The organism is Nesterenkonia sp. AN1, assembly GCF_000582475.1.
Taxonomy (GTDB): Bacteria; Actinomycetota; Actinomycetes; order Actinomycetales; family Micrococcaceae; genus Nesterenkonia; species Nesterenkonia aurantiaca.
The window spans coordinates 1-15,947 of sequence record NZ_JEMO01000020.1 but is presented as its reverse complement, the minus strand read 5'-3'; the positions used below and the strand labels follow the sequence as shown (position 1 = coordinate 15,947).

The following is a 15,947-nucleotide window of genomic DNA, read 5'->3' as shown; positions in this document are numbered from 1 at the left end:
ACGGAGGTCTCAGGCGGCGTCCTCGGTCGCGGTGCTGGCGGTCGCTGCGGAGCTGTCCCGGCTCTCTAGGCGTCCACGATCGACCTCTACGGCCCGTCCGTCGTTCGACCTGGAGGGCGCGGCGCGAGATCAGCTCCTGGAGCAGACGGGTACGCAGTCATTCGCTCAGACCCCGGCTATCGCTATGGGGATCGCGGGGGCCGCGATTGTGATGGACGCCTACCAGGAGACCACCAACCGGGCTATGCGAGATCAGGGGGTCAGGTACTCCCGCCGAGTCGTGGAACCGGACGGGTGCCCTATCTGCCTGGACATGGCCGACATCGTTCTTCCCACAAGTACTCCACCGTGGCATCACAAAGGGTGCCGGTGTATCGCAGTTCCAGTTTCAGAGAATGGAGAAGACCAGTGACCGAAGAACAGATCACCGACGAGCAGACCCCGGATGAGGATGTCGTTACTACCGACGCCACTGATGACGATGTCACTACTAATGACACCCCTGATGAGCCCGACACTTTTCCTCGGTCCTATGTGGAGAAGCTGCGGGACGAGAACGCGAAGTTCAGGCAGCGGGCGCAGCGGGCGGACGAGCTGGCCCAGGGGCTGCACAGGAGCCGCGTGGAAGCCACTGGGAGGCTCGCGGACCCGTCGGACCTGGAGTTCTCCGATGAGCACCTGGAAGACGCTGAGAAGCTCACGGCGGCCATTGATGAGCTGCTGACCAGGAAGCCTCACCTCGCGGCGCGGAAACCGTTCGGCAACATCGGACAGGGGACTGTGTCACACAACACATCTACAGTGGACCTAGCCGGACTACTCCGAGCCGGAGCCAACTAGGAGGGACGAAACAATGAGTGACTACCTGAACTTCAAGCACGAGTCTGGATTCTCCCAAGAACAATTCGACCGATTGATGGATCAGTATCCGGGACAGTTCACCGAGCACTTAGTTCTTGGCAAGCTAATCGAGAGGTGGGCGAAGAGGTTCGAGATGGACAAGATGCAGTATTCAATGCTCGGAGAAGGTCACGTTGAAGGCTTTATTAACGGACTTCGACACGTGAAGGACTACTTGCAGCAGGGTGACTTTATGCCCGGCGAATCAATGCACGAAAGTTTAGCAGGCGACGAGTCCAAAAAACTCGATGAATATGAATTCAAACACGTCTAGTATATGCTAAAATGAGGGGGTCGGGCCTGGTGTCCGGCCCTCTCAGTAGTCCTGGTGACACGAGGAAGAAATCATTCCCTCTCATCGCTAGGACTTTTCTCATGGCACTGAACACCACAGACACCCCCGAACTGCTCCAGGAGCAGGTCTCCTCACTTCTGATCCAGCCGCTCGAAACAGCCTCTATCGTGCTGGCCGCTGGACCCCGGATCTTCGACACCGCCTCACCGCTGCGGATCCCCAAGCTCGTCGGCTCCGGTACCCCCGCATGGGTGGGAGAGTCCGAGCTGATCCCGGACGGCTACACCGCCGAGTTCGATGAAGTCCGGCTGATGCCCGAAGGCCGCAAGTCGGTCAAGGTCATCACCCGGTACTCCAATGAGCTGGCCCGGCAGTCCGTGGTCGGCCTTGACGCTGTGCTGCGTTCCCGACTGGTCAACGACGTGTCATCTATGATTGATGACGCGTTCCTCAACGGAGACGGCATCAACGATTCTGTGACCGGCATCTTCAACCAGCCCGGAACCCAGAGTGCACCGCTGGACCTCACCAGCGCAGACACATTCCTCGACGCACTGGCAGTGACTACGGCGGCCGAGGTCACCCCGAATCGTTGGTTCCTCAACGCTCAGGACTTCATCACCGTGCGCAAGCTCAAGGACAACAACGGGCGCTACCTGCTGGAGTCGGATATGACCCGTGACGCGACCTACCGGCTGTTCAACATTCCGGTGACTGTGTCCAACAAGGTCCCAGCAGGGAAAGCAGTCCTGGCGGACATCTCACAGGTCGCCGTCGCCCGTGACACCAACCCCCAGATCAAGATCCTGGACCAGCGCTACGCCGAGTTCGACCAGCAGGCCATCCGGGTCACCGCCCGGTTCGACCTCGGACTGCTCCACCCCGAAGGCGTCGTTATCCTCGGTAGCACGGCGGTCTGACATGGACATGACCTCCACACCAACAGGTGCGGATGTCGCGGCGTTCCTCGGCCTCAGTGATGACCCCACGGTTGTCGCTCTGGCCGGGGAACACCTGCCCATCATCAAAGCTATGGCGCGGGCCTACACTCGCGGCGCTGGCTTCATTGGGCATGACGTCTCCGAAGACATCGCTGCGGTCATCACCACCGCTACAGCACGCCTGGTAGCGAACCCCGAGCAGCTGCACTACGCGGCAGGCTCAGCGCGAATCTCAGGGGCGTTCAACGGCTGGACCCTCCCAGAGACCTTCGTCCTGAACCGATACAGGAAGCGGGCGGCCTGATGCTGTTCCATGACCGTGTGGCCGTCGTCAGCCGCGAAGAGACAGGCTGGGACGACTACGGGCAGCCCATCTTCAAGAACACCGAGATCAGTATCCCCGCACACGTTGACGCCTCGACCACCGTGCCGGGGGATGAATCCAATGCGGATCAGGTCATCAGCCGCTACCGGGTCATCCTGAAGTTCCCCAAAGGCTTCGACGTGGACGGCACCCGCGAAGTCATCTGGCAGGGCAAGACGCTCAGAGTAGACGGCGGGATCCAGCCTCAGACGCTCAGAGGCCGGATCCATCACCATGAATTCGTCACCGAGAAGGTCACCGGTTAATACCCCTAGGGGGTATACTAAGAAGTGGCTAATCGGTAGCCGGTAATTGCCGACTGGACCTCTACTGAGGATGGGCACCCGAGAAATCGGCTCCCCACAAGGTAGGGGTCCAGTTCGTTTTGTGGGCAGGTGTTACCCGTGGTAACACCTGAACCGGCACCCCTCATTTCAGGTGAGGGTGCGGATGAGCACCAGGGCGATTGCCCCCATCGTCGGAGTCACCAAGTCAAGCGTGGACCGCGACCGCCAGGTGACACCAGATGTGTCACCTGACCACTCACCCTCCCGCATTTCAGGTGCGAACCCACCTAGCGGATGAGCACCAGGGCAATCGCGCCGGTGGTCGGGGCCAGCCACATGACGGTGAGCAATGACAGATCAGGTGTAAAAGTTTTTACACCTGAACCTTCGCCGGTGGTCGGAGTCACCAAGTCAAGCGTGGACCGCGACCGCCAGGTTTCCCACGGCGGGACACCTGACCACTCACCCTCCCGCATTTCAGGTGAGCCAGTCCGCAGTCAGTCCGCAGTAGCTCCGGTTGGGACCATTCTTGACCGTCTCCCACCAACCTACTAAACCTAGTTGACATGGGGAGATACACATCAATGCTGGCCAGAGACTCGATGCACACTCACTCGTAATGAATAGGTCGCCGGTTCGATTCCGGCAGGCGGCTCCACGAAAACCCCGCCAAATCAACGAAGTAGGCCCCTCCGGGAAGATTCCCAGAGGGGCCATTTTCGGTCTGACGGCCTTTCTGACGGCCTTTATTGATGTCAGCCCGCCCGACGGGCAGCGAAGTCCGCGAAGCTGACCACTGTGGAATCAGTCCTGGGCTCGGGCTCAGGAGGCGGCGTGGGCTGGGGGTCAGGCGCCGATGAGCCGCCGAACAGCGCGTCCCCCATCTTCCCGCTGGCCTCACGCAGGAGGTCCTCCATGACGTGCTGGTAGCGATTGAGCATGGACATCTGCGACCAACCCATCATCTCCATGACCACGCGCTTATCCACGCCCTGCAGCAGCAGCATCGTCGCGGCCGTATGCCGCTGATCGTGGACTCGCATAGGCGAGACACCTGCGGAGGCGAGGAAGGCACGCCACCGGTCCAGGTCGGCCTCGGAGGTCCACGGCTGACCATCGCCCTGGTGGAACACAAGCTCTACGGAGGCCCCGGCGGGGTCGGTGTAGCTGGGCCGGCCCGCCTCGACATGCTGCGCATGCAGAGCACGGAACCTCTCCAACAGCGGGGCCGGCAGATAGTTCGTCCGGGTCGAGGCGCTGGACTCCACTACGCCGAAGTACAGACCACCCCCGTGGGCTTGTGGGCAGTAGCGAGCCTTGCCGCCCGGGCCTGGGCAGTTCTCGGGGTCGGAGCAGCCATGCTGCCAGCGGCGCCGGTAGAGCGAGCGGTCGGTCTCGATGCGGCCTGTTTCGAGGTCGACCTTGTCCCAGCCGAGGGCCAGCGCTTCACCCTGCCGAGGGCCATGGGTCAGCCCGTACATCCACCGCACGCCGTCGGCCAGGGCGAACTCACCTGCGGCGGTAATGAGGTCGCGCGCTTCGGCAGGAGTGAGGACCTCGGCGGCGAAGGGCTTATCCTCGTTGCCCTTTGGGGATTCCACCATCTCGAGCGGGGACCGGCCGAGGCGTTTGCGCTGCACGGCGACCTTCAATGCGCGGGCGAGAACCCGGTGCAGCCGCACGATAGAACCAGACTTTAGCCCGGAATCGCGCATGTGCCGATAGAGGACCTCGAAGTCCTCCGGCTGAAGCTTGTCGAGGCGAATACTAGCCAGGCGGCGATCGCGCACCCATTTGCGCAGCATGGACTCATAGCTGCGGAACGTGGTGTGCCGGACTTTGTCCTCTGCGATGTTGTAGAGCCAGAATTCCAGCCATTCCCAGAGGGTCGGGGCTTTACCGGGAATGACGACACCGTCTTCTACCAACCGGAGCGCCTCGCGCAGCCGAGCGGAGCAGAGGGCCTGGGTCTTGCCATATACGGATTTCCGCTGCCGGGCTCCGGTGGTGGGGTCGTAGCCGATAGTGAAGTCCGCGCGCCACCGGCCATCCTTGGTCTTGTACGGCTTCGTACCCTCGCGGTTATTCCTGCGAGTAGCCATGCGGGGCTCCCCCCAATCTATTCGGCGGTGCGCCTGATGCGGTCGGCTTCGTCGGCCTTAGCGGATTCGACAGCGTTGGCGAACAGTCGGCCAGGGTCCAAGCCAAGGGCAGACGAGATCACTTCCATATCGTTCAATGTGAGACTAATGTCCTCGCGGAGTCGGCGCGCGACGTAGTTCTGGCTAAGACCGGTGCGGTCGGCGAGGTCGCGTCCTGTCATGGGGGGCTGCTGGCGTGCCATGTGGGCACGGATCTCGCGCACAGCGGCGCGGGCCAATGACCCTATTTCTTTGTCGTTAACCATGAGCGTGATCCTAACACCGGTTTTTAGCTCAGTGAACCTTATAGCGTCCTGAACAGGACCGCTTGGCGAGCTTCTGAGCTATAAACACACGGTTGTAACTATAAAGTTGAGGGCTGAGCTAAATATTGTTTAGCGTAAAGATATGCCAGATAGACACCGAACCCCCCAGACGGTCCCCGAAAGTTCACGACGGCTAGCAGGGCTTCTCAGAGCAACACTGGCAGAGCAGAACGTCCACCATTACCAATTTGCGCGTAGCCAACAGATCAGCACCCGGACCGCGCATCGGTGGCTTGCGGGAAAACACGACTTCACCCTCGCAGAAATTCAGCGCATCAGCGAGTACCTGGAACTTAGTCCGCAGGCCCTATACATACCCCCGGAAGGAGCCCCCGCATGATCCCCGCACCTGCAACACCACTCAGCAGGGACACCACCCCACCCACCCCCCGCCTTCTGCTCACCGTTCGAGACGTAGCCGAGCAGCTGGGCACGGGCAAAGATTTTGTGTACGCCCGGATCGCCGACGGCAGCATCCCCGCCATTCACATCGGCAGCAACCTTCGACCGAAGACAAGAGTCCTCCCAGAGGACCTCAGCACCTACATCCGCAGCCGCAGGGTTGCCGCATGATCCCCAGCACGCCAGCGGAGCTGATCGACCGAGCGCAACACTGCCTCCGCACCGGGCAGCCGCGAATGGCCAGCCTGTACATGCGCAACGCCAGCGCAGCGCTCCCAGAAACACCCGCACCCGCCCAGGAGGAAAGCACCGGCACCCCCCGGCGGCTTTCGCCTGACCAAGGTGAGCTAAATACAGCTCACCAGGCGGGGAGTTTGGTTCAGATACCGGTCCTGCCCGACATGAGCGCCTGGGAGACGCTCGCCACCGAGCTGAAGGCCGAGCCCCTACTGCCCACCACCGGAGCACGACACCCCATCAGGAAAGGACTCACACGATGACCAGCACACATGAGGAGCTTGTCCGCGAGTACGCCGCGCTCCAGGCCAACGTCGAGCCCGACCTCGCCCGCATGGACGACATCAAGAAGGTCCTGCGCGATCTGGAGTACGGCACACACGACCTCGCCGGCCTGCAGGTCCAGATCAGCCGTAACGGCCGGCTGGACTCCAAGCGCTTCGCGGAGCAGTACCCGGTCACGCAGCGGCCGGAGTTCTACAAGACCGCCCCCGACACCAAAGAGATTCGCCGCCACCTCTCCCCCAAGGAGGTCGAGGCCCTGTCCACCGAGGGCGACAAGAAAGTGAGCATCAAGTGAACCCGGCAGTAAGACACCGGCGCCGCACCGCGCTCGCGTTCCTCGCCCTGCTGGCCAGCACGGCCTTCATGGTCGCCGGGCTCGCCACTCTCACGATCAACGGAGCGCAGCTCGCCGCAGCGGCGGTCGCGATATACGCCACCGTCACCCTCGCCCGCGAAACACCGCTAGGAACGGAGCAGCACGCATGAGCAACCGCCCCACCCCCATCCTCGGACCCACACAGTTCGCCATTGAGGGATACGCAGAGATCACCCGGGCCATAGGTCGCGCAGCAGCTACCAGCCCAGCATCGCGCCGCAGCGTGAATCTCGGCGCCGAGCCTATGGACATGATCAGTACCCTGCGCGGCTGGTATCGGGAGGACGTAGCCGAGGCCGAGGCAAGAGACGACCAACAGCCCTCCCCCACACAGCCGGAGCCGGCGACCAGGGCCCTCGACAACCTCGCCAACGCGGCGGTCGAGATAGCGGTCCTCCTCGGCGAGGACGAGGACTACAGCCGCCCGCTCGACCTGCTCCACAGAGTGGGAAACCTCCTCGCCGCAGCGAACCTGCCGCACCCCGGCGACTACACCGCCGGCGACGGCTACCGCATCGAGGCGCTGCACGCCTTCGGCAACGCGCTCGACCGAGCCCGGAGCACACCATGACGGTTACCGCCAGGACAAGCACCGGGGTCGATCACCCGATCCGGTACTCCTCCAACAGCGGGGAGCACCGCATGACCGATGAGGCTACCGCGGTCGGCGAGACCTACCTCGACGTGATCATCGGCAGCATCGTCAACCAACCCCGGTCGCAGCAGACACGGATCGGTCCCTCCGAGATGGGCCAGGACTGCCGCCGGGCGATCCTGCACCGGCTCAACGGAGACCGGCCCCCAGAGCGGGCAGACGTTCCGTGGAAGCCCACGATCGGCACCGCGGTCCACGACTACCTGGAACGCACCTTCAATACGGTATCGGCCGACGATGGGTCCCAGCCCGGCCGCTACCTCACCGAGGAGCGGGTCACCGTAGGCACGATCGGGTTCCAGGAGATCGACGGCAGCACCGACCTCTACGACACCTGGGGGAAGGCGGTGATCGACCACAAGATCATCGGGAAGTCCTCCATGAAGAGATACCGGGCCCACGGCCCCTCGGAGCAGTACCGCCAACAGGCCCACCTCTACGGCAAGGGCTGGGCGGAGGACGGCTGGCAGGTCGACATGGTCATGATCGCCTTCCTCCCGCGGGAAGGGGAACTCACCGACACCTACCTCTGGTCGGAGCCCTATAACCCGCGGATCGCGTGGGAAACGCTGCAGCGCACCGAGCAGCTGGAACAGCTGCGCCGCAGCCTCGGCATCGAGGCGGCGTTGGCGCTGTACCGCCGCTGCGACTACCGGTTCTGCGACTGGTGCAACACCGGCACCCGGTTCGAGAAACAGGCGCCCGCCTCCACCACCGCGGAGCTTTTCGCCACCGCGTAAACACACCACCCGACCCGGCCCGGGCATCGGCCGGGGGACCCGTTAAGTACCCCGAAAGGAAACACCCAGAATGAGCCTCGCAGACGCTATCGCACAGACCGGCGGCACCCCTTCCGCGTTCACGAAGGAAACCCCCGCAGGCACCAGCGTGGAAGGCCGAGTGGTATCAGCCGATATCCAGCAGCGCCGCAACTATGAGGACCCGAACAAGCTCGAGACCTGGGACGACGGCAACCCGAAGCAGCAGGTGCGCATCGTCGTAGACACCGGGCAGCCCCACCAGGACCCGGAATGGAAAGGCACCACCGAGCGGGCGATCTACGTCAAGTGGTGGGGAGAGCAGAAGCAGGCCCTCATCGGAGCGGTCCGCGCCGCGGGAGATACCGATGTGCGGGAAGGCGGCTGGTTCAAGGCTGCCCACACCCACGATCGGCCCTCGGATAACCCCCGGCTCAACGACGAAAAACTCTTCTCGTATGACTACCGGCAGCCGAGCGCGGACGCGGGCCTCGCCCTTGGCGGCGGGCAGCAGGTCAACACCGCCACCGGTGAGGTGACCGGCCAGCAGCAGCCCGCGCAGCAGGCGCAGCAGGTCGCGCAGCAGCCCGCGGTCCAGCAGCAGGCGCAGCAGCCAGCAGCGCAGCCGCAGGTCGACCCGGCCGCGGTCGATAAGGCGAAGCAGATGGTCGGCCTCGGGCTCGACGACATGACGATCGCCAACGCCACCGGCATCGACGCCACGGTCGTCGCCAGCCTGCGCAACCTTCCCTGACCCCCGCCGCCCGGACCAGTACCCACGCTGGGCTGCGCGTGCAAGCCGCGAACCGGGCCCGCACCAGACCATCGCACCACCAGGAGGGCCGCACCATGACCAACGCCACCGCAGCCGCTGACACCGCCCAGCAGCTCCTAGACAGCATCAGCCCTCAATGCGAGGTCGGCCACCCCGGCCCCTGGCAGGGAACGCAGCCTGCCTGCCCCCGGCCGGCCGAGTACAGCCTCCGAGCCCACACCTGCGACACCGAGGGGCCGACCCCGGCGCTCTGGTGCGGCAAACACGTCTACTACACCCGCACCGGATGGATGCAGTTCCTTGAGGTCAACGGCCCATTCAGGTGCGGGCCCTGCGGAGAAACGATCACCAACGTCAATCAGGTCCTATTCGACGTAGCCCCCCTGCGATAGGCCCCGGCCCGCGACCACAGACCACCGAGGAGCACCTGACAGGACACCATGAGCACTAGCCTCCACGCCGCAGCCACCGAGCTACACCGCCACGGCATCAACGTGATCCCCGTCCACGCCGACGGCACCAAACGACCAGCGATCAGCGCCTGGCCCGACGCCACCGCCACCCCCGACGACCTCGCTCACTGGTTCGGCACCACCGACAGCACCGGCCGGCCCCGCCACACCGCGCTCGGCATCGTCGCCGGCACCCGCAGCGGCAACATCGAACTCCTCGAGATTGAAGGCGACTACGCCGAGCTGGCCCCGGACCTCGCCAACACCGCAGCAGAGACCGGGCTCGCCGACGTATGGGCCCGCGTATCGGCCGGCTGGCTGCAGCAGTCCCCATCCGGCGGACTGCACTGGATCTACCGGGTCCGAGGCCTGGACGTACCCGGCAACACGAAACTCGCTCAGGATGAGGCCCACTTCGTCAACGGCCGGCGCACCTACCCCACCATCGCCGAGACCCGCGGCACCGGCGGCTACTTCGTCGCAGCCCCCACCGGCGGAGACGCCCACGAAACAGGACGCCCCTGGGTGACCATCGCCGGTGGGCCCGACACCATGGCCACGATCGACGCCGAGGAGCGCGAAGCACTCCACGCCCTGTTCGGAATCACGGACATGCGCCGCCCCGCCGAGACCACCACCAGCAACAGCAACAGGCTCACCGGCACCCTCGCAGCAGCCGACGCGCACACCACCGCACCGGCGGCTAACCCGGAGGACGGGTCCACGCCGGGCGATGACTTCGAGAACAAGACCAGCTGGCAGGACCTCCTTGGCCCCGCCGGTTGGACGCACGTATTCAGCCGCGGCACCACCAGCTATTGGCGCCGGCCCGGCAAGAGCATCGGCTTCTCCGCCACCACCGGTCACGCCGAGGACCGCGATCGGCTCTTCGTGTTCACCACCAGCACCGAGTTCCCCACCGAGGAGCCGATAACCAAGTTCGGCGCCTACGCGATCCTCCACCACGGCGGGGACCATAGCGCAGCAGCCGCGAAGCTCCGCAAAGACGGTTACGGCGAGCCCGCACGGCCGCAGATCACACCACCGGAGACACCGACCACCGCAGCACCCGCAGCGCCGGCGCCGGCAGCCCCCTCGGGGTCCGCGGCGACCGGCACCGACGGCAAGGTGGTCAACCTCGCCGATCACCAGTCCAAGCGAGACACCGAGGACCAACCCGACCTAGAGCCTGTCGCCGGCTACGGGCTCGCGCTCACCGACGACTCCAACGCCAACGCGCTCATGGACTGCCACGGGCAGGGCATCCGCTATCACACCGACCGCAGCAAGTGGATGGTGTGGAACGGCCACCAGTGGGAGTCCCAGCCGACCCACGGAGGCAGGGCCCGCGAGCTCGCCAAAGACACCGCCCGCCGGCTGCCGGAGAAGGTAGGCAATGAGGACGGAGACAAGGTGCTGCGGCACAAGCGATACAGCCTATCCGACCGGGGCCTCACCGCGATGCTCAACACCACCCGCACCGACCCGCGGATCAGCGTCGCCACCGACGACCTCGACCAGCACGCCTGGGAGCTGAACACCCCCGGCGGCATCGTGAACCTACGCACTGGCACCATCGGGCCCTGCGACCCCGAAAGGCTCCACACCCGCAGCGCCACCTGCGCACCGGACCCCGACGCCGACCAGGGCCCCTGGCTGGCGTTCCTCGCGCAGACCTTCCCCGAGCAGGAGGTCCGCGACTATATCCAGCGCCTCGTCGGCTACAGCGCGGTCGGCGAGGTGCGCGAGCACATACTGCCCTTCGCCCACGGCGGAGGTGGCAACGGTAAAGGCGTCTTCCTCGAAACGATCAGGCACGCGCTCGGCAGCTACGCCGGGAAGGCACCCGCGAACTTCCTCATGTCCACCCCCTACCCGGAGCACACCACCAGCATCGCCGACCTCGCCGGCCGACGGTTCGTGATCACCTCCGAGGTCAACCAGAAAGACAAGTTCGACGAGCAGAAGGTCAAGGAGCTGACCGGCGGCGACACCGTCACCGCCCGCCACATGCACCAGGACTTCTTCGAGTTCGAGCCCACACACCACCTGTGGCTGATGGGTAACGATAAGCCGGCCGTCGAGTCCGGCGGCGAAGCATTCTGGCGCCGGCTGCGGCTGATCCCCTTCACGCACACGGTCCCCGCCGAGGAGGTCGACGAGGAGCTGCCGATCCGGCTGCGCACCGAGCACACCCCCGCGATCCTCCAGTGGATCATCGACGGCGCGGTCCGCTACGCCGCACAGGGCCTGAGCCAGGAGCCCGAATCGGTCCAGCAGGAGACCGAGAAATATGCGGCCAGCGCAGACACCGTCGGCCAGTTCCTCGCCGAGGAGTGCTTCACCGGAGAGAGCTACACCGAACAGGCCACCCGGGTCTCCGACTTCCGCGCCGCCTACGAACGGTGGTGCCAGGAAAACGGCGAGCACGCCCTCGGCGGACGCCGGCTCTCCACACACCTCGCCCGGCACGGAATCCAGACCGGCCGCGACGCACCGAAAGGCACCAACGCGCCCGGCTCTACGGCGGCGTCCTCCTGCGCAGCACCGACGGCCACCAGGACACCCTCGACGGGCTCAAAGACTGACCCCCCCCCACCACGAAAGGCCCCGCCATGGCGCACACCGAGACACACAAGCTGCTGCAGATCACCTATACCTGCGACACCAAAGGATGCACCGCGGGGTTCAGCGGCGACGTCGTCCAGGCCGGCAGCCGGATAGAGGCCGAGGACTTCGACGGCTCCAACCGGCGGGCCGAGCGCGACGCCCGCACCAGGATGCGGGCCCACTTCCACACCGCCGGCTGGGCCCTCTGGTCCGGACGCGGGCAGCGCCACTACTGCCCGCAGCACGGACCCCGCCCCGGCCACACCATGCACCAGGTGACCGCCGAGGAGGACATCGCCGCATCATGACAGCCCCGCACACCACCGCCCCCGACCGGCGCGGCCGCAACTGGATCATCTACCAAGTCGAAGCCCTGGGGCTTCTGCTAGCTACTCCAGAGCGCCCACGCGACGGCTTCCGAGGCCTTGGCGGCACGGATTTCCTTGTCGTTGCTATCACCCGGGTTTTGCATCGTTTGGTGGTCGTGAGCGTCCATTCGAAGCTTGAAGGATTCCTCAAAGTAGATATGTTTCGTCCCGATGCCAGGCCACTTCCGAGCGGTACCTCGGTAGCGCACACCCACCGTGAACGTTTCAGGAAGGTCAGGACTTTGATCGCCTTCCCGCTGCTCAACAGCCCTATTCGTGCAGAGATTGATCAGTTTTTGGCTTGGAGCAAGAACTTCGAGTGGCTGTGCATAACGTGCACGAATACTAATCGCGCTATGGCGACGTATCGGCAGAGACGGAGCCGCAGGCGCTTCGCCTTCTGGCAAAGCGGGATCAAAGGTGAGCGTCAAGTCCCGGGCTGCTGTAGCCCCGTAGTTGCCAACCACCAAGTACGTCGCACCGTGGACGAACGTCGGTCCAACCTGCAGCGAAGCAACTACTAGAGGGCGCGTGCGCTCTCGACTGTCCCGCCGACTTCCCGCTAGCGACCATGCAGCTACCACCAGGGTTATGACGGCCGCAAAAGTGCTGACTCCTGCGAGCCACACCGACCAGGTGAGTGCCTCAGTCTCTTCCATTGCAGCCTCCTCTTGATTTCTTTTAACAATAAACCAGAAGCTATGTCGCGTCCACGGCGAACACGAATTCTTCACCCGGCATAGGGGAAATTAGCCAACTACGGATAGGCCCAAAACATGCGAACCATTGAAGCGTTCGACGAAAACGGTCTAGTGGCCCTGAAAACAGACAAGGAAAAGCGGCCATGGGAGATAGAAGAAATCCGGTACAACGGGACGATCGCGATCGTGCGCACAGGCCGGCCCAAAAGCATCTACACCACCATGTATGTGACCGCGAGCAGGCTCCAGGCGGTAAGGGCACAACGATGAGGCACACCAGAGAGGTGCCAGCAGTTGTGCCACCGGCCAGCCGCCGAGCTGGTGGCACAACTAAGAGGACCAGAGTTGTGCCACCAGTTGTGCCACACCTAGTGCCACCGCCTCGATCCCCGCTATAACAACGATCTCCCCTCCCTAGTGACACAAGTGGCACAACTTCTAGAGAAGTACACATATAAGAGATTGAGGTGAAAAAGGCCTGATGAAGGGTAAAAGCACAGTAGACGAGCGCAAAGGGAAAGTTGTGCCACTTGTGCCACAGGACCCCTGGTCTGGGATCAGCGAGGAGCAGCTCGAACTCGACCTCGGTGTGGAGATCCCCGCCGCAGCCGCCACCAGGTCCAAGCCGGGCACCGACCACCCGGACGGCGGAAAACTCCCCGACTGGATCGCGGTTCAACTCAACGAAAACGGGACGACGAAAAGGTATAAACGGAAAGCCGAATTCCACTACTGCCAGCGCTGCCGAGCGATAGTCCTCACCGGCCTCGACGATGACCGAGCAGCCATGACCGCCACGGTCGACCCGACCCCGCTCAGCCCCGCAGAAGAAACAGCGGTGCTCCTCGCCGGCCGACGCACCTATGACGCGAGAGTCCTCGCCACCGGGACCAACCTCGACCCGCGCGACCGGATGCACATGGACCGCCGGCACCCGGTAGTCCCCGCCCACCAGTGCGGCGCACGATTCCCCAGCTTCATCACACCCCCACGCAGAGAGGACCCCGCAAATGAGCCCATCCCCTTCTGAACTCCACATCACGGTCCGGGGCATTCCCGCCCCCCAGGGATCCAAGAAAGGCATCGCGATCAAGAAAGGCGGCAAGCACACCGGAAAGGTCGCGATGATCGAATCAGCCGGAGACAAGGTCAAGACCTGGCGGCAAGACGTTCGAGACGCAGCGATCGCCGCAGCAGAGGGGGCCGGCTGGCACGCACCCCGCGGCCCGATCGCGGTCGACATCATCTGCTACCTCGCCCGCCCGAAGGGTCACTTCAGGACCGGCCGCAACGCAGACCTGCTGCGCGAAGCCGCCCCGGCCTTCCACACCACGAAACCCGATAAGGACAAGCTCGAGCGGGCAACCAATGACGCGCTCACCAGCTCAGGGGTCATCATCGACGACTCCAACATCGTCGGAGGCTCCACCTGGAAGCAGTTTGCAGACACCCGCACCCCGGGCGCGCACATCATCATCCGAGACCTGCAGGAGCACACAGCATGAGCACCACCGCCCAGATCACCAGCACCGCCACCTGGCTGCTCGAAGCACATGACCCGCTCACCGAGCTGCGCCACAAGGGCACCCCCCGCCCCTGGAAGCAGACAGACCTCACCGCCGAGCAGCGGGCGCAGATGGACGCCGAGGTCCTCGCCGAGCGGGCCGACCCGAACCTGGCATCCTTCCCCGCCACCCCCGCACCGGTCCACATCGATATCCTCGACGACCTCACCGACCAGCAGCGCACCGCCCGTAGCACCGGCAGCAGCATCGCCGCCACTCTCGGCGACGACACCATGCACGTCCAGCTCACCCGGCAGGCCGACACCACCACCACCGACGTGATCCGCTACATCCGGTCCGCAGCACCCCGGCTCGACCCCGACCAGCACGCCGAGGTCCTCGCCACCACCGCAGCGAAGCTAGACCAGATGAAGACCGCCACCGCCCGCCACATGACCGAGGTCACCGAGGGCCAGCGGCTCAAGACCAGCTGCCCCTGGTGCGCCGGCGAGCAGCTCATGGTCCGTACCATCGGCCCCGACTGGAGCCCGGAGGTGGTAATCCGCTGCGAGACCGGGATCTGCGAGCCCACCCCCGACGACTGCGGGACCTGGCACCAAGGCATGCCCTGCTGGCCGCTCCACGAATGGGACTGGCTCGCGAGAGTGATCGACTGGGCAACCAGAACTACTCCCATGTAGTTCGTCGTCGTGGGAATATAGGGGGATGCTGCATGCCTATGTCGACGAATCAGAACGCAATGAGGACTACTACTTTCTCGGCGCGATCGTCGGCAGCAAGGAACAGATATTCGACATGGGTGAGGCGCTCAAGGCTGTCATGAGGAAGCACGCCGAGACATTCCCAATCAAGTACACCGAGGAGCTGCATGGAAGCGCCATGATGCGCGCAGCAAAAAGCCCCTGGAAAAGCCTCGGAATGAGGGCTCGAGTTGCTATCTACTTAGACGCCCTCGTCGCTGTAAATGAGTCTGGGGTCAGAGTGTTTATCGAGGGTATCGACATAGCGGCCCAGAAGGCTCGGGGGTATCCGAATCTAGAACCAGCGCGAGAGGTCGCGTTTAGGTATCTGTTCGAGCGGATAGACGAGTGCGCCGGACCAGGGCAGAGGGTCCAGATCCACGCAGACGACCACCACACCGCCGAGGTGAGCAGAAGCAACTTCACGCGTTATCAGATCGTCGGCACACACGGCTACAAGAGCAGCAAGCTCCAAAGCATTGAGCCGAACATGCTATTCGAGGATTCGCAGTTTGAGCTGGGGCTTCAAGCGGCAGATCTGATCACCTATATCTACAACCGGTGCAAGACGATTGTGGAAGTAGACGAGCGAGCGACGGCTACGAAAATGAAGCTCTGGCACGCCATACGTCCCGCAGCGAGTGGGTCGAGGGGGCGGAACCGCATCTGGCCCTAGACGCACGAAAGCCCCACACGAGGGTGGGGCTTCGGCAATGCGGGATAACCAAGCGAATGGCTATCCTGCTAACCCCACATTAGCACCCGCGCGGGACCTGCCTAGAGGCGCCTAGGTGTAAGAGGGCGTGAC

General features: G+C 64.0%; 22 protein-coding genes. 19 read left to right on the top strand and 3 right to left on the bottom strand.

From position 1 onward, the window contains the following. Positions 1 to 408 precede the first annotated feature (408 nt). From BG28_RS10975 to BG28_RS10955, 5 genes are all read left to right on the top strand, one after another. The gene (locus BG28_RS10975; RefSeq protein WP_200869329.1) at positions 409 to 840 is read left to right on the top strand and encodes a hypothetical protein; all 432 of its coding nucleotides are present in this window, start codon (positions 409 to 411) and stop codon (positions 838 to 840) included. Between the two features lie 13 nt (positions 841 to 853). After that, complete coding sequence (locus BG28_RS10970) at positions 854 to 1,174, top strand: hypothetical protein (protein WP_036476692.1); 321 nt, start codon at positions 854 to 856, stop codon at positions 1,172 to 1,174. 101 nt (positions 1,175 to 1,275) lie between these two features. Next, positions 1,276 to 2,115, top strand: a complete 840-nt coding sequence (locus BG28_RS10965; protein ID WP_036476689.1) for a phage major capsid protein — start codon at positions 1,276 to 1,278, stop codon at positions 2,113 to 2,115. Positions 2,116 to 2,122: 7 nt separating this feature from the next. Beyond that, positions 2,123 to 2,440 carry a hypothetical protein gene (locus BG28_RS10960; RefSeq protein WP_036476869.1) on the top strand — a complete coding sequence of 106 codons (318 nt, stop codon included), beginning with the start codon at positions 2,123 to 2,125 and terminating at the stop codon, positions 2,438 to 2,440. Then, on the top strand, positions 2,440 to 2,766 hold the full coding sequence (locus tag BG28_RS10955; protein ID WP_036476687.1) for a hypothetical protein: 327 nt from the start codon (positions 2,440 to 2,442) through the stop codon (positions 2,764 to 2,766). The genes BG28_RS10960 and BG28_RS10955 overlap by 1 nt, the downstream gene beginning before the upstream one ends. Positions 2,767 to 3,542: 776 nt before the next feature. Here BG28_RS10955 and BG28_RS10950 read toward each other — a convergent pair. Together BG28_RS10950 and BG28_RS10945 are read right to left on the bottom strand one after the other, a co-directional pair. After that, the gene (locus BG28_RS10950; protein ID WP_051501340.1) at positions 3,543 to 4,889 is read right to left on the bottom strand and encodes a tyrosine-type recombinase/integrase; all 1,347 of its coding nucleotides are present in this window, start codon (positions 4,887 to 4,889) and stop codon (positions 3,543 to 3,545) included. A gap of 17 nt (positions 4,890 to 4,906) precedes the next feature. Further along, positions 4,907 to 5,194: a helix-turn-helix transcriptional regulator gene (locus BG28_RS10945; protein WP_036476684.1), complete on the bottom strand. Its 288-nt coding sequence runs from the start codon at positions 5,192 to 5,194 to the stop codon at positions 4,907 to 4,909. Between the two features lie 142 nt (positions 5,195 to 5,336). Between BG28_RS10945 and BG28_RS16845 the strand changes: the two genes are divergently transcribed. From BG28_RS16845 to BG28_RS10900, 9 genes are all read left to right on the top strand, one after another. Further along, positions 5,337 to 5,594: a helix-turn-helix transcriptional regulator gene (locus BG28_RS16845; RefSeq protein WP_152539278.1), complete on the top strand. Its 258-nt coding sequence runs from the start codon at positions 5,337 to 5,339 to the stop codon at positions 5,592 to 5,594. Beyond that, on the top strand, positions 5,591 to 5,827 hold the full coding sequence (locus BG28_RS16840) for a helix-turn-helix domain-containing protein (protein WP_036476681.1): 237 nt from the start codon (positions 5,591 to 5,593) through the stop codon (positions 5,825 to 5,827). Before BG28_RS16845 ends, BG28_RS16840 begins: the two co-directional genes overlap by 4 nt. A gap of 325 nt (positions 5,828 to 6,152) precedes the next feature. Further along, positions 6,153 to 6,473: a hypothetical protein gene (locus BG28_RS10935; RefSeq protein WP_036476676.1), complete on the top strand. Its 321-nt coding sequence runs from the start codon at positions 6,153 to 6,155 to the stop codon at positions 6,471 to 6,473. Continuing rightward, entirely contained in the window at positions 6,470 to 6,664 is a 195-nt protein-coding gene (locus tag BG28_RS10930) for a hypothetical protein (RefSeq protein ID WP_036476668.1), read from the top strand. Before BG28_RS10935 ends, BG28_RS10930 begins: the two co-directional genes overlap by 4 nt. Next, positions 6,661 to 7,125, top strand: coding sequence for a hypothetical protein (locus tag BG28_RS10925; RefSeq protein WP_036476665.1), 465 nt, complete (start codon positions 6,661 to 6,663; stop codon positions 7,123 to 7,125). The genes BG28_RS10930 and BG28_RS10925 overlap by 4 nt, the downstream gene beginning before the upstream one ends. Beyond that, positions 7,122 to 7,949 carry a hypothetical protein gene (locus BG28_RS10920; RefSeq protein ID WP_051501339.1) on the top strand — a complete coding sequence of 276 codons (828 nt, stop codon included), beginning with the start codon at positions 7,122 to 7,124 and terminating at the stop codon, positions 7,947 to 7,949. Before BG28_RS10925 ends, BG28_RS10920 begins: the two co-directional genes overlap by 4 nt. Positions 7,950 to 8,019: 70 nt before the next feature. Then, positions 8,020 to 8,721: a hypothetical protein gene (locus BG28_RS15880; protein ID WP_036476663.1), complete on the top strand. Its 702-nt coding sequence runs from the start codon at positions 8,020 to 8,022 to the stop codon at positions 8,719 to 8,721. Positions 8,722 to 9,182: 461 nt separating this feature from the next. Continuing rightward, positions 9,183 to 11,918 (top strand): phage/plasmid primase, P4 family, encoded by a 2,736-nt coding sequence (locus BG28_RS10905; RefSeq protein ID WP_051501338.1) that lies wholly within the window; start codon positions 9,183 to 9,185, stop codon positions 11,916 to 11,918. After that, positions 11,810 to 12,112: a hypothetical protein gene (locus tag BG28_RS10900; RefSeq protein WP_036476658.1), complete on the top strand. Its 303-nt coding sequence runs from the start codon at positions 11,810 to 11,812 to the stop codon at positions 12,110 to 12,112. The genes BG28_RS10905 and BG28_RS10900 overlap by 109 nt, the downstream gene beginning before the upstream one ends. 77 nt (positions 12,113 to 12,189) lie before the next feature. Here the strand turns inward: BG28_RS10900 and BG28_RS15470 are convergent, their stop codons facing one another. After that, positions 12,190 to 12,831 carry a hypothetical protein gene (locus BG28_RS15470; RefSeq protein ID WP_152539277.1) on the bottom strand — a complete coding sequence of 214 codons (642 nt, stop codon included), beginning with the start codon at positions 12,829 to 12,831 and terminating at the stop codon, positions 12,190 to 12,192. 117 nt (positions 12,832 to 12,948) lie between these two features. Here BG28_RS15470 and BG28_RS10895 point away from each other — a divergent pair, with 117 nt between their 5' ends. The 5 genes from BG28_RS10895 (at position 12,949) to BG28_RS10875 (ending at position 15,815) form a co-directional block, all read left to right on the top strand. Beyond that, entirely contained in the window at positions 12,949 to 13,143 is a 195-nt protein-coding gene (locus BG28_RS10895; RefSeq protein ID WP_036476655.1) for a hypothetical protein, read from the top strand. Between the two features lie 253 nt (positions 13,144 to 13,396). Beyond that, positions 13,397 to 13,903 carry a hypothetical protein gene (locus BG28_RS10890; RefSeq protein ID WP_161634832.1) on the top strand — a complete coding sequence of 169 codons (507 nt, stop codon included), beginning with the start codon at positions 13,397 to 13,399 and terminating at the stop codon, positions 13,901 to 13,903. Then, the gene (locus BG28_RS10885) at positions 13,884 to 14,378 is read left to right on the top strand and encodes a RusA family crossover junction endodeoxyribonuclease (RefSeq protein ID WP_051501337.1); all 495 of its coding nucleotides are present in this window, start codon (positions 13,884 to 13,886) and stop codon (positions 14,376 to 14,378) included. Before BG28_RS10890 ends, BG28_RS10885 begins: the two co-directional genes overlap by 20 nt. Further along, the gene (locus BG28_RS10880) at positions 14,375 to 15,079 is read left to right on the top strand and encodes a hypothetical protein (protein WP_036476651.1); all 705 of its coding nucleotides are present in this window, start codon (positions 14,375 to 14,377) and stop codon (positions 15,077 to 15,079) included. Before BG28_RS10885 ends, BG28_RS10880 begins: the two co-directional genes overlap by 4 nt. A gap of 25 nt (positions 15,080 to 15,104) precedes the next feature. Continuing rightward, positions 15,105 to 15,815, top strand: coding sequence for a DUF3800 domain-containing protein (locus BG28_RS10875; RefSeq protein WP_036476649.1), 711 nt, complete (start codon positions 15,105 to 15,107; stop codon positions 15,813 to 15,815). Positions 15,816 to 15,947 lie beyond the last annotated feature (132 nt).